This is a genomic window from Rothia sp. HMSC066G02 (assembly GCF_001813145.1).
Taxonomy (GTDB): domain Bacteria; phylum Actinomycetota; class Actinomycetes; order Actinomycetales; family Micrococcaceae; genus Rothia.
In genome coordinates, this window is sequence record NZ_KV811578.1 from 1 (window position 1) to 13,547 (window position 13,547).

Here is a 13,547-nt window from a genome sequence, read left to right on the forward strand (position 1 = left end):
TCCGGCAAGGGCGCTACGGTGGGTGCGTCGGTGGGGTTCACGCCCACGGTTGCTTCCGGCAGAGGAGCCACCGTCGGAGCATAGGTCGGAACCGCAGACACCACGGGCTCCTGCGCGAAAAGCTCAAGAGGCTTCTGAGCATCAAACGAGCCGTACTCAGCACCCTGAACGCCAGCCGCCATAGTGCCCGCAATGTACTTGTGAGAGGTATTCAGCGTCGCCGCAACATCCGCCGGGACCTTCACCTCCGTCTCAAAAGCACCGTTGTGAATCTGCGAAGCAGGTACGGTCACCTCAGCCACGAAGCGCATACCCGTCTGAGGAAAACGACCGGGAACCCACACATTCGTATCAGACACCACCACGCGCACACCGTGCGGGGTCGCCTCACCCGTGTAGCCGGTACCGCGCACCTTCAACACAGTCTCACCCTTGGTGTTCAGACGCGGCGAATCCACGTACAGAACCGGTGCGGCGCTATCCTTCACAACGTCCATGCGCAGAACCTGACCGCCACCGTAACCATCAACGATGATATTAGCGACGAAGCTGTAGTTCTTCGCCGGGTCAATCAGGCTACCGGGAACGTAATGGGTCGCAGTCGCCGTGCCGTCCTTGAACGGGCCCTCAACGCGCACCGTCTGAATCGGGTTCAGAAACGGGAAACCCCTATGGTTTGCCTCGTGCAATGCCGGGGCGAAAGCGGTAGTTTTCGCGGGCAGTTTCGACGCCTTGAACGTAATCTTGTTCAGACGCAGGGCGGTCTTCAACTTACGAGTATTGGTCTCAACCTTGTAGTTGTAGACCGTAATAACCGGTGGGTTATCCGGATTCGGGGTATTCGCTGCCGCAACAGAAGGCAGAGCGCACAAGCTCAAGGAAGCGGCAAGAAGAACAGAAGCGCCGGCGCTACCGTAGCGGCGGGAACGAGAAGAGTTAGCCATCATGAAGTTCCTTCTACATGGGTGATTGAGTGATCCGCACTCTTCCTGTATCGCGCCAAGTCGAGTGCGTATACGGTACCGCGACATCGCGGTTAATTACACCGTAACACGCACCTAAACGCATAAACCGGACATAAGATAACTCGCCGAAATATTACGTAAAACCAATGCCTACAGGGCGCACAATAGGGCGGATGAATAAGACAAACACGCACAGCGCCGGGTGGAGGATACGGAAATGCTAGGGTAGAAAGATGCCCACGCAGAAGAACCCGCAGAACCGAGTAGAAGCAGCCCAGCCCTCCCCGCCCGCCGAACCCAACGCTACTGAGCACAGCGCTACTGAGCACAGCGCCATCGACAGCACGCACCGCGTCGTGAACGTATGCGCCGTAGCAATCCGCAACCGGGACGGGCTCGTACTCACCGTGCGCAAACAAGGAAGCGACGGGTTCATGATGCCCGGCGGCAAACCCGAACCGGGGGAGACCCCGCTACAGACCGCCTGCCGCGAAGTGAACGAAGAAATCGGGCTCACCCCCGACCCCGCCCGGATGCACCACCGCGGACTCCTGGAAGCGGCGGCACTGAACGAGGCAGGCTTTACGGTACGCGCCGAAACCTACGAATACGCACCCACCGACGAACAACACGAGCTATTGGCTTCACTGGTGCCGCAGGCAGAAATCGCTGAGCTGCGCTGGGTCAACCCCGCCATGAGCAGCCCCTTCGATTCTGCATCGCAGGCACCGCTGAATACCGAGCAGATTTTCCCGCTGCTGGCACGCACCCCGCTACCGTAACCCCCGCCCCTGACGTGCCCCCTGAACCGGCGGGTGGCACACATGAGGTACACAGGTGCATCCGGTACCCTCAACATAGCAGCATCTATCACGGGTAGAACGCATAGAGGCGCTCCACCCCGGAAACCCCCATACACCCCAAGGAGAACCATGAAGAAGACTGACTACAACCTCGCCGTCTACTGCGGGGCACGCTCCGGCAACGACCCGCTCTTCACCACCCGCGCCCAGGAGCTCGGCACCCTCTGCGCCCAGAACAATATTGGCGTGGTGTACGGCGGCGGCCGCACCGGCCTCATGGGCACCGTTGCGGGCGCAACCCTGGACGCCGGCGGCGTAGTTTACGGCGTGGTCACCCACAAGCTGGTTGGCCTGGAGGGCGTGTACCCCGGCCAGACCACCCTCGACATTGTGGACACCATGCACCAGCGCAAAATCGCCATGATTGACAAGGCTGACGCGTTTGTCGCCATGCCCGGCGGCCCTGGCACCCTCGAAGAGTTCTTTGAAGTTTTCAGCTGGCAGTTCCTCGATATTCACTCCAAGCCGGTCGCGCTGCTGAACGTCAACGGCTACTGGGACAAGCTCATCGACGCCATGCACTACATGGCGTCCACCGGCCTGCTCAACGAACGCTACCTGGACGAGCTCATCATCGTCACCACCCCCGAAGAGCTGCTGGAGGCGCTCGCCAAGGACCTGGAGCGCCGCGCCGCCGAAAAGAACGCCGCCGAAAAGAACACTGCCGAATAAAACCAACACTGCATAAAACCAACGCAGAAAACGAGAACGACTATGGCAACCACCCCCAACCAGGCACGCACCCTGTTGCTGACCTTCTTCGGCCCGTTTCCCGGCGTGCCCGTGAACCCCACCGTAGCGCTCGCCGAAGGCGCTCAGCGTCTGCTGGCCCGGATGCGCCCGGATTTGACCGTCATCACCCGCGAGCTGCCCGTCAGTTACGACGGTTCCAGCACCGCCCTGCGCACCGCCCTGCAACAGGTGCAGCCCGACGCGCTCATCAGCTTGGGCGTGGCGGTTGGCCGCGACGTGGTCAGCCTGGAGCAGGTCGCTATCAACCTGGATTCTGCCGGTATTGAAGATAACGACGGCGACAAGCGCTGCGATGAGCCGATCGCCCCCGGCGGTCAGGAGGCGTACTTCTCCTCCCTACCGGTGCGTGCCAGCTTTGAGCGCCTGCGTGCGGCGGGGGAGCCGGTCGAGATTTCGTACACCGCCGGAACCTACGTGTGCAACCACGTGTTCTACGAGGGCCAGCGCATCAGCCGTGAACTGGGCTTGAGCATCCCCGCAGGATTCGTGCACGTGCCCGCAACCTGCGCCGACGGTGCAGAGGCCACCGAAGGCGCCGGCATGACCGCTCACCGTGACGCCGGTGGCGTAGTACGTGACGAGCAGGGCATCCCGCAGCTACCCGAATCCACCGTGGTGCGCATTATTGCTGAGGTTGCCTCCGACACCCTGCCCGCCGTGAACTAGCAGCACGGTACTGAGCTAGAACCCCTATAACAAAACCGCCGGATAGCCTCCCTAACTGGGAGCCTATCCGGCGGTTTTGCATCCTATACCCGCAGGCTATAAAACCCTCGGGGATAGGTTCGAACTACTACTTGGTGCGGTTCTTCAGGTAGTAGTCAATCAGCGAAGCAGTCGAAGAATCCTGACGAGCCAGAACCTCGCGGTCACCCTCAATAGCGGGAACCAGGTCCAGCGCCAGCTTCTTACCGAGCTCAACACCCCACTGGTCGAAGGAGTCAATGCCCCAAACAACACCCTGAACGAAGGTGATGTGCTCGTACAGGGCAATCAGGGAGCCCAGAACGCGCGGGGTCAGGCGCGGTGCCATGATGGAGGTGGAGGGGCGGTTGCCGCTGAAGATACGTGCGTTGACCACGTGCTCCGCGGTGCCCTCTGCGCGAACCTCTTCCTCGGTCTTGCCGAACGCCAGAGCCTGAGACTGTGCGAAGAAGTTAGCCAGGAACAGCTCGTGAACGTCCTGCTCGCCGTCCTTGGTCGGGTGGACCGGGTTGGCGAAGGCCAGGAAGTCCGCGGGAATCAGGCGGGTGCCCTGGTGAATCAGCTGGTAGAAGGCGTGCTGGCCGTTGGTGCCGGGCTCGCCCCAGAACACTTCACCGGTTGCGTAGTTGACGAAGGAACCGTCGGCGCGCACGGACTTGCCGTTGGACTCCATGGTCAGCTGCTGCAGGTATGCGGGGAAGCGGTGCAGGTACTGGTCGTAGGGCAGAACCGCGTGGGTCTCAGCACCGAGGAAGTTCACGTTCCAGATGTTCAGCAGACCCATCAGAACGGGGACGTTCTTCTCGAAGGGAGCGGTGCGGAAGTGCTCATCCATAGCGTGGAAGCCGGCGAGGAAGTCAGCGAAGACCTTCGGGCCCAGCACGATAGCCAGGGAGGTACCGATAGCGGAGTCTACGGAGTAGCGGCCGCCAACCCAGTCCCAGAAGCCGAAAGCGTTCTCGGGGTCAATGCCGAATGCTGCAACCTTGTCGAGCGCGGTGGAGACAGCCACGAAGTGCTTTGCCACAGCCTCGGATGCTTCCTTGCCTTCCAGAGCGCCAGCCTCAGCCAGTGCGGACAGCAGCCACTCGCGTGCCACGCGCGCGTTGGTGAGGGTCTCGAGGGTGCCGAAGGTCTTGGATGCGACGATGAACAGGGTGGTCTCGGGATCCAGGCCGGAGACCTTCTCAGCCACGTCGGTGGGGTCAATGTTGGAGATGAAGCGTGCGGTGATGCCTGCATCAGCGTAGGGCTTGAGAGCCTCGTACACCATGACCGGGCCCAGGTCGGAGCCACCGATACCGATGTTCACAACGGTCTCGATGCGCTTGCCGGTGATACCGGTCCACTCGCCGTTGCGCACGCGCTCAGCGAATGCGTAGATCTTCTTCAGCACGGCGTGAACGTCTGCGTCTACGTCCTGGCCGTCAACGGTCAGCGCGGGGGTGTAACCCTCGGGGCGGCGCAGTGCGGTGTGCAGTACGGCGCGGTCCTCGGTGACGTTAATGTGCTCGCCAGAGAACATTGCCTCGCGAGCCTGCTCCAGCTTGACCTCTTCAGCGAGCTTGACCAGCAGCTCGACGGTTTCGGGGGTAATCAGGTTCTTGGACAGGTCGACGTGCAGTTCGTCGGCGGTGAAGCTGAGCATCTGCGCGCGTTCCGGGTCAGCGGCAAACCATTCGCGCAGGTTCGGAGTGAGGGACTTGTGGTGAGCAGACAGAGCGGACCATGCGGAGGTGGTCGTAGGGTCAATAGAAGTAGTCATGGTTCCATTCTCTTATTTTCGGGTGCCTCTGTCATCTCTTTCGAAGGTGATATGGAACGATACGGCGAAAAAATCGAAACCTGGCACTGCTGTGAGCGGCACAGAAAAGAAGTGAGCAATTCGAAGAAATCGAAGATGGTGACATGCCTTGTCGGGTGTGTATCCACCGGCAGAGGGAATGAGCCGCAGAGGGACTGGGAGAAAGCCCACAATCTTTGAAGTTTCACTTTAAAGAACATTAGACTATATAGTTCAAAGAATCTTAGACCAGGGCTCAAAGTATCTGGGGTCATGAAACACCCCAAGAAATATCCACTAGATGCTCATATACAGCGTTCTACCCGGTACGACTTTTGGGGTAGAGGCTAAGCCTTTAACACTCAGGACAACCAAACATGGCATTTAATCTTTTCAAGGGGATTCGTGTGTCCAAAACCGACCAGAATCCTCCCTACGAATCTTTCCTGGAAAGTCGCGGCTTCCGCCCTGAAATCCAGGGTCTTCGTGCGTTCGCAGTACTGCTTGTCGTGATCTACCATGTGTGGGTGGGTAAGGTGTCCGGCGGAGTGGATGTCTTTCTCTTCATTTCCGCATTCCTGCTTTCGCTTTCCTTCATGCGGAAAATCAATGAGGGTAAGCCCCTCAAGCTCCTGAACTACTGGACCCACGTGTTCACCCGTCTGCTGCCCGCAGCGTCGGTCGTGATTCTGCTGACCCTCGCCGGTAGCTTCCTGGTGCTCTCGCCGACCATCTGGAGCGCACGTGCCGTGGACGCGCAGGCGTCCCTGTTCTACTGGCAGAACTGGAACCTGGCGAATAACTCGGTGAATTACTTTGCCTCTAACACCGGCGGCAAGTCGCCCTTCCTGCACTTCTGGTCCCTGTCCATTCAGGGTCAGATCTTCCTGCTGTGGCCGGTGCTCTTCGCAATCGCCGCTCTGCTGGTGAAGAAGACTCGTATCAAGCCGGTACCCGCTGCCGTGCTGGTCTTCGGCCTAGTCTTCTGCGCATCCTTCGCGTTCTCCGTCTGGGAGACCAAGAACTTCGCGGCATACGCCTACTTTGACACCCGCACCCGCCTCTGGGAGTTCGCGGTCGGTACCCTGCTCGCCATCATGACCCTCAAGTGGAAGCCCGCGCACATGGGCACCCGCGTGGCCATGGGCTGGATCGGTATCATCGGTCTGATTACCTGCGGTGCCGTGCTGCCCGTGGAGAAGGCATTCCCCGGCTTCCTGGCGCTGTGGCCGATTCTCTCCGGCGCGCTGCTCATTATTGCCGGCCGCACCGACCACAAGTTCGCAATTGACCGCCTGCTGGTGTCCAAGCCGCTGCTGAACCTGGGCAACATTTCCTACGCCCTGTACCTGGTGCACTGGCCCATGCTCGTGCTGTACAGCGCCGCCGTGGGTAAGCCGCGCGTCTCCTTCCTCGAAGGCACCGTACTGATTGCTGCATCGATTGGCCTGGCGTGGGTTCTGAACCGCTTCGTGGAGAAGCCCCTGCGCTCGGCATCCGATAACTTCCTACCGGCACTCGCCTCCAAGCTGAAGTTCAAGCGCCCCGTGACCTCCTACGCAGCGTGGGCTGGCAATATTGCGTTCGTCGCAGCAATTCTTGCCCTGGTCGCACCGACCGTGCTCGGTACCCGCGCACTGGCTGAGCAGCGTGACGCGCAGGTCATCAGCAATGCGATGGCTAGCGTCCAGAATGATGTCGACACCTACCCCGGTGCGCGTGCGCTCTCACCCGATAAGGAACTCGTTGAGGCTGATCCTATACCGAAGAATGCGACTATTACTAGTCTATTCGTCCCCTGGGATACCGGCTGTAAGGGCTCTTATGTTCTGATTAATGAACAATTGGACATTAGCTGCGGCTATACGAAGAACGCTTCCGATGATGCGCCTCTCTTCGCCGTGGTGGGCAGCTCTCATGCCCTGCAGAAGACAGAAGCTCTGAAAGGCATTTCTAAGCAGGTGGGTGCTAATCAGCTGAACCTGTTGCTAACCGGCTGCCCGTATCCTTTCACCCAGCCTGCGAATACGGTGAATGGGTTCATGAAGCGTTGCATCCCGTTCAGTGAGAATGCGACCGCTGAAATTCTGGCGGCCAAGCCCTCTACTGTATTTATTATTTCGACCACCACAGCAGCAACCGCTGAGGGCGAAACCGTAGACCCCGGTCTAGACGAGACTTTGCGCAAGCTAACCGACGCAGGTATTCAGGTTATTGGTATTCGCGATAACCCGCGTTTCGCCTCTGACATGTACATGTGTGCTATGAAAGCGAAGAATATCGATGACTGCTCTGAACCGGTGGAAGCAAAGTACGGTGATGATCCTGCCGCCCCGATTTTCGCCAAGTACGCTGATCGTGGCGCCTACCAGATCGATCTGAAGGATGTGTACTGCCCCGACGGCAAGTGCTCCGTGATTCAGGGCAACGTCTACATGTACGCTGACTCGAACCACCTGACGAATGTCTATGAGGCAACCCTGACCGATATTATCTACGAGCGTGCCCTTGCCGCTGGTTGGGACCCGAAGGGAACCACCGCAAAGTAACGCACCTGATAAGATTGTGAAGAGTGCAGTGCCCCCTTCCGTTGCGTGCGGGAGGGGGCTTTGCTGTGCTTTGTCGGCTTTTCTACACCTCGTGGACTGTTGGGTAACGAGGGTAGTTTAGTTGGGAGGGGAGTCGGCTTTTGGTTTTGCCAGGCAAACGGTTGCCACGCGCGCGGGCTGTTTGAACGGAATGGAGGTGAGCGGAGTAGAGTAAAACCTATGACTTCTTCACCTGAACACACGCCCGCTGACACTCACGCACCGCGCTACCTGCTCATTTCCCGCGAAGGGGAAACCCTCCTCAACAATGACGGAACCCTGCACTACCTGACCGGTAACGATGCTGCCGAGCCGCTGACCGAAGAGGCCATCCTTGCGCGTAGCGTGATTCGCCCCGCCGCCTACGGTGCCGACGCCCAGAAGGATAGTGAAGCAGAGGTGCACGTGCTCTACTGCGAGGACGAAACCCTCGCGCAGGTCGCTACCGACCTGAATAACCCTCGGGTGCGCGCCTCCGCCAGTGGTTTCCGCTACTACCCGGTCCACGAGGATCCGGAAGGCCGCGCCCACTACGCCACCGCCCTGGCACGCCGCGACTACCTCATCGACATGCGCTACTCCGCATACAGCGGCGAGGAGGCGCCCCTCGGTTCTAAGGGTATCCGCCGCACCGCCTCCGGCGAGATGGTATTCCCCCGCATCGAACCCGCCGTCATGGCGCTGGTGACCAGCCGCGACGGCGAGCGCGTACTGCTGGCGAATAACCGCCAGTGGCACCCCAACCGCTTCGCCCTCATTGCCGGTTTCGTTGACCCTGGCGAGAACCTCGAAGAGGCAATCGCCCGCGAAGTCTACGAAGAAACCGGCCTGCACGCCCTCAGCACCGAGTACCGTATGAGCGATGTGTGGCCTTTCCCGCGTTCGCTCATGATTTGCTACCGGGTGCGCGTGGATGAGAACGAAACCATCATCCACCACGACGGTGAGATTCGTGCCGCACGCTGGTTCACCGCCGCTGAGCTGCGTGAGGCGATTGCTATTTCGGAGGAACGTGGCAACAGTGACGAGGATGACCCCGCCAAGCTGGAGCTGCCCGGCACGAACGCCGTCGCTCGCCGCATGATTGATGAGTGGCTCGCAGAAAAGCCCTAGTGATACACTGGTAGCTAAGCCCAACGGAGGGGGGTCCGTTTTGGCGTGCCCGGAAACGTTCTCATCGCAGAGCGGGTCCATCGGCAAACACCCAAACCGGCAACGACCACCAGATACCTATCTGTGGGTACTGCCCTGTGACCCCCTGCGCTGTCTAGAGCGCACCCGTTGGCAAGACTATCCCCTAGATTTAAGCGAGAAACTTAACGCATGTCTGAAAACACCGCTTCGCGCCCCGACCTTCGCAATGTGGCTATCGTGGCACACGTTGACCACGGCAAGACCACCATCGTCGACGCGATGCTGCAGCAGACCCACGCCTTCTCTGCCCACGCAGATGTTGAAGACCGAGTCATGGACTCCGGCGACCTCGAAAAGGAAAAGGGCATCACCATTCTGGCGAAGAACACCACCGTGTTCTACAACGGCCCTTCCGCCAACGGTGAGACCATCACCATTAACGTTATTGACACCCCCGGCCACGCCGACTTCGGTGGCGAGGTGGAGCGCGGCCTGTCCATGGTTGACGGCGTTGTGCTGCTCGTGGACGCATCCGAAGGTCCGCTGCCCCAGACCCGCTTCGTGCTGCGTAAGGCACTGGCTGCTAAGCTGCCCGTGATCCTCGTGGTGAACAAGGTGGACCGCCCCGACTCCCGTATCGACGAGGTCGTTGGCGAGTCCATGGACCTGCTGCTTGGCCTGGCATCCGACCTGGCGGACGAGGTTCCCGACCTGGACCTGGACGCTGTGCTGAACGTTCCGGTGGTGTACGCATCCGGTAAGGCTGGTGCTGCATCCCTGAACCAGCCCGCAGACGGCCAGCTGCCCGACAACGACGACCTTGAGCCGCTGTTCAAGACCATCATCGAGCACGTGCCCGCCCCCACCTACAACCCGGACGAGGTTCTGCAGGCACACGTGACCAACCTGGACTCCTCCCCGTTCCTGGGTCGTCTGGCACTGGTCCGTATCTTCAACGGCACCCTGAAGAAGGGCCAGACCGTTGCGTGGGCACGTCACGACGGTGAAATCAAGAACGTCCGCATCTCCGAGCTGCTGGCGACTAAGGCTCTCGAGCGCGTTCCCGCAGAGTCCGCTGGTCCCGGCGAGATCGTCGCAGTGGCTGGTATCGAGGACATCACCATTGGTGAAACCCTCACCGACGCTGAGAACCCCAAGCCCCTGCCGCTGATTAAGGTGGACGATCCCGCGATCTCCATGACCATCGGTATTAACACCTCCCCGCTGGCTGGCCGAGTCAAGGGCGCAAAGGTCACCGCACGTCAGGTGAAGGACCGCCTGGACCGCGAGCTGATCGGTAACGTGTCCATCAAGGTTCTGCCCACCCAGCGTCCGGACGCGTGGGAGGTTCAGGGTCGTGGCGAGCTCGCCCTGGCTATCCTCGTGGAGCAGATGCGCCGCGAAGGCTTCGAACTGACCGTGGGTAAGCCCCAGGTGGTTACCAAGACCATCGACGGCAAGGTCTACGAGCCCATGGAGCACATGATCATTGACGTGCCCGAGGAACACCTGGGTGCTGTCACCCAGCTGATGGCTGCACGTAAGGGCCGCATGGAGAACATGTCGAACCACGGTACCGGTTGGGTCCGTATGGAGTTCGCTGTTCCCGCACGTGGTCTGATTGGTTTCCGTACTCAGTTCCTGACTGAGACCCGCGGTGCCGGTATTTCTTCCTCCTACTCGATTGAGCACGAGCCGTGGGCTGGCGACATTGAGTACCGCACCAACGGTTCGCTGATCGCTGACCGTGCCGGCGTGGTGACCCCCTACGCGATGATCAACCTGCAGGAGCGTGGCACCTTCTTCGTGGAGCCCACCTCTGAGGTGTACGAGGGCATGATCGTTGGTATGAACTCCCGTGCAGACGACATGGAAGTTAACATCACCAAGGAAAAGAAGCTGACCAACATGCGTTCTTCGACCGCGGACAACTTCGAAAACCTGACCCCGCCGAAGAAGCTGACCCTGGAAGAGTGCCTGGAGTTCGCTCGTGAAGACGAGTGCGTTGAGGTGACCCCCGAGGCGATTCGTATCCGCAAGGTTATCCTGGATTCCAACGAGCGTGTCCGCGAGTTCCGCCGCCGCGCCCGTGCGAACGACTAATACTGCCGAAGTTACTTCCTAGTGGTTGTAACTGTCGCATAGAGCCGCCGCTACCTTCTGTATGGAAGGTGGCGGCGGTTCTGTTTAACCCTCGAACGCCTTCGGAAAATATCGGCGGGGGAGAGGTATGGGGGCGGAATTGTGCTTCTGCGCGCTGCCTAAAACCGCCTCCGAAAAGCCCGAACACCCCGCGCTGTGCATGCGAGTGTGTAAGATAAAATAATGCGCCTGCACGGTGGTGGCACCCGTCAGCTACTCAACGTCTGCTACTCAACGATGTAAATTGCCGGCGCGCTTTGACCGTCTAAGAAACCCAACCCTGCGTATGAGAGGGAAAGCCTGTGTCTGAAACCGAGAACACTCAGCCTGATTCTGCGACCCCTAGCTATCCCACGCAGGGTGAGCGCATCGCCCCCGGATCGCGCCGTGACCTGCTGCCGAATAACTACGATGCGAAGAAGGCACGCATCCTGTTTGTGCATGCACACCCGGACGACGAAACCTCCTCGACCGGCGCAACCATGGCGTACTATGCGCAGAAGGGCGCGGAGGTGTACCTGCTGACCGCTACCCGCGGCGAGCTGGGCGAGGTCATCCCCGAGGAGCTACATCACCTGGAGGTCGGTAAGCCCGGCTGCCGTGATAACGGTGAGGCGTTGGGCGAGTATCGCACCGGTGAGCTTGCCGGCGCTATCAAGGCGCTGGGCGTGAAGAAGCAGTTCTTCCTGGGGCAGGAACCCGCCGTTGCGGAGGGCACGTTGCCGCTATACCGTGACTCCGGCATGGCGTGGGGCCCGGAGGGTAAGCCCGTCGCCAACCCGGTGGCGGCGGCTGATTCGTTGACCGCGCAGCCGCTGGAACCGCAGGCTCAGGCGCTGGTTGCCGCTATCCGCGCCCTCACCCCGGATGTTCTGGTCACCTACGATTCGGACGGCGGCTACGGCCACCCCGACCACGTGCGCGTGTACGAGATCGTGCACCGCGCCCTGCAGATTCTTGAAGATGACGAGGACCGCCCGATTCTCACCTGGGGCATTGAGGGGGAGTTCGATACGGCGGATCAGCGTCTGCAAGCTGCTATTTACGGTGATGGCACCGCCAAGCGTAAGGCAATGGAGGCGCACCGCACCCAGATCACGGTGGTGGACGAGAAGACTTTTGAGTACTCGAATAAGGTGCCGCAGAAGATTTCTGCCGTGGAGACTTTCCGTGTGCTCGACGGTGACCCGACCGCGACCGTGCACCCGAAGCCGCAGGAGGCTGGTCTGGTGGCGGGCGTTCTGACCGGCTCGATTCTGGGCATTTTTGCCGGTATCGCCGGCTCGATTTACCATGCCTGGGTCGTGTACGCGGGCGATACCGCCCTACCGCTGGGCCTGCTGGTGGCGTACCTGACGGTTTTCTTTACCGCCCTGTGGTGCGCCCTGTCGTTGCGTCGCGGCTACGCGGCGGCGGTCGTGGCTGTTGCAGTGTTCGTGACCGTGTACGTGCTCGGTTACGGTCGCCCCGATTCGCCGTTTGTTCTGGTGAACCCGGGCCATTCGGCGATTGGCTTCTACGGTGCCCTGTGGTGGTTCGGCGCCCCGGTCGCGGCGATGCTGGGCATGCTCGTGTACACGCGCGCTCGCGTGAAGGACGCGCAGTATTTCTCGCCGCGTGCGGCGCATCAGCGTGCGCGCGCTAAGAAGTAGCTTGAAGGCTATTACTATGTCATAACGTGGGGGAGGGGCGTTCCGGTTAGCAGGGACGCCCCTCCTGCTGTTTTTGGGCGCTGCACCGCTGCTGTCTTCTGCACCCGCCGGATAGAGGCTCAGGTAGAGGACAATAGGGAAGAAAATTTATGCGTTATTCGGTGAATTTAGCGGAGGTGGAAATAATGGCAACTTCATCAAAAAATTCATGTGACGAAGATTTCATTTTTGGCTTAATCTATTTTTAAAAGCCAGCCGACTAGTCGTAATGCAAATAAATACCAGGTCAGCCTAGCCTAAAAAATACCCCCACAAACCCAATGACCCACTGTCTGATACACCACGAAAATACTGTTAAACAGTCAGCGCGCGATAGACTATACACAGACTTCCCCGCCGGGTACCAACCACTCGGCGGTTTACTCTGTAGATTCTGCCCTGCAGCAGACGACCCGCAGAACGGCGGGCACGGGGCGAACAGCTTCTAGAAAGGCACACCAATGACCTACGTAATCGCGCTTCCCTGCGTGGATGTCAAAGACCGCGCATGCGTTGAAGAATGCCCCGTCGACTGCATCTACGAAGGCGAACGCACCCTGTACATCCACCCGGATGAGTGCGTGGACTGCGGCGCCTGCGAGCCCGTCTGCCCCGTAGAAGCAATCTACTACGAAGACGACGTCCCCGAAGAGTGGAGCGAATACGTCAGCGCCAACGCAGACTTCTTCGACGACCTGGGTTCCCCCGGCGGCGCAGCAAAGCTCGGCCCCACAGGCAAGGACGTGCCCTTCATCGCGGCGCTGCCCCCTCGTGGCGAGTAATCCCTGCGGCGAGTAATTACGGTATAACCGCATAGACTGACCGCACCCGCTAACGGGTGCCAAGAGCCTCCATCACAGCACCCGGTGCCCACGCACCGTCTAGGCGCTGGAATGGAGGCTCTTGCTGTAGGCACGCCAGCG

At 60.0% G+C, this 13,547-nt stretch carries 9 protein-coding genes and 1 pseudogene; 8 read left to right on the plus strand and 2 right to left on the minus strand.

What is annotated here, in order from left to right:
- A pseudogene (locus HMPREF2894_RS00715) lies at positions 1-947 on the minus strand (hypothetical protein); the annotation flags it as partial.
- Positions 948-1,198: 251 nt separating this feature from the next.
- Between HMPREF2894_RS00715 and HMPREF2894_RS00720 the strand changes: the two are divergent.
- The 3 genes from HMPREF2894_RS00720 to HMPREF2894_RS00730 all read left to right on the plus strand — a co-directional run bounded on the left by HMPREF2894_RS00720 (position 1,199) and on the right by HMPREF2894_RS00730 (position 3,247).
- Complete coding sequence (locus tag HMPREF2894_RS00720; RefSeq protein WP_210399391.1) at positions 1,199-1,747, plus strand: NUDIX hydrolase; 549 nt, start codon at positions 1,199-1,201, stop codon at positions 1,745-1,747.
- 150 nt (positions 1,748-1,897) lie between these two features.
- Positions 1,898-2,500 (plus strand): LOG family protein, encoded by a 603-nt coding sequence (locus tag HMPREF2894_RS00725; protein WP_049341841.1) that lies wholly within the window; start codon positions 1,898-1,900, stop codon positions 2,498-2,500.
- A gap of 42 nt (positions 2,501-2,542) precedes the next feature.
- The gene (locus HMPREF2894_RS00730) at positions 2,543-3,247 is read left to right on the plus strand and encodes a pyroglutamyl-peptidase I (protein WP_070677381.1); all 705 of its coding nucleotides are present in this window, start codon (positions 2,543-2,545) and stop codon (positions 3,245-3,247) included.
- A 127-nt stretch (positions 3,248-3,374) separates the two neighbouring features.
- On the opposite strand, the gene pgi is transcribed toward HMPREF2894_RS00730, so the two are convergent.
- A complete protein-coding gene (gene pgi, locus HMPREF2894_RS00735) occupies positions 3,375-5,051 on the minus strand; it encodes a glucose-6-phosphate isomerase (RefSeq protein WP_070677384.1) in 1,677 nt (558 codons plus the stop codon).
- A gap of 395 nt (positions 5,052-5,446) precedes the next feature.
- Between pgi and HMPREF2894_RS00740 the strand changes: the two genes are divergently transcribed.
- The 5 genes from HMPREF2894_RS00740 to fdxA all read left to right on the plus strand — a co-directional run bounded on the left by HMPREF2894_RS00740 (position 5,447) and on the right by fdxA (position 13,406).
- Positions 5,447-7,618 (plus strand): acyltransferase family protein, encoded by a 2,172-nt coding sequence (locus tag HMPREF2894_RS00740; protein ID WP_070593660.1) that lies wholly within the window; start codon positions 5,447-5,449, stop codon positions 7,616-7,618.
- Positions 7,619-7,837: 219 nt separating this feature from the next.
- Positions 7,838-8,770, plus strand: a complete 933-nt coding sequence (locus HMPREF2894_RS00745) for an NAD(+) diphosphatase (RefSeq protein WP_070677387.1) — start codon at positions 7,838-7,840, stop codon at positions 8,768-8,770.
- Positions 8,771-8,980: 210 nt separating this feature from the next.
- A complete protein-coding gene (typA, locus tag HMPREF2894_RS00750) occupies positions 8,981-10,894 on the plus strand; it encodes a translational GTPase TypA (protein WP_070677390.1) in 1,914 nt (637 codons plus the stop codon).
- A gap of 341 nt (positions 10,895-11,235) precedes the next feature.
- Entirely contained in the window at positions 11,236-12,585 is a 1,350-nt protein-coding gene (locus HMPREF2894_RS00755; protein ID WP_070677393.1) for a PIG-L family deacetylase, read from the plus strand.
- Between the two features lie 500 nt (positions 12,586-13,085).
- Entirely contained in the window at positions 13,086-13,406 is a 321-nt protein-coding gene (gene fdxA, locus HMPREF2894_RS00760; protein ID WP_005505213.1) for a ferredoxin, read from the plus strand.
- Positions 13,407-13,547 lie beyond the last annotated feature (141 nt).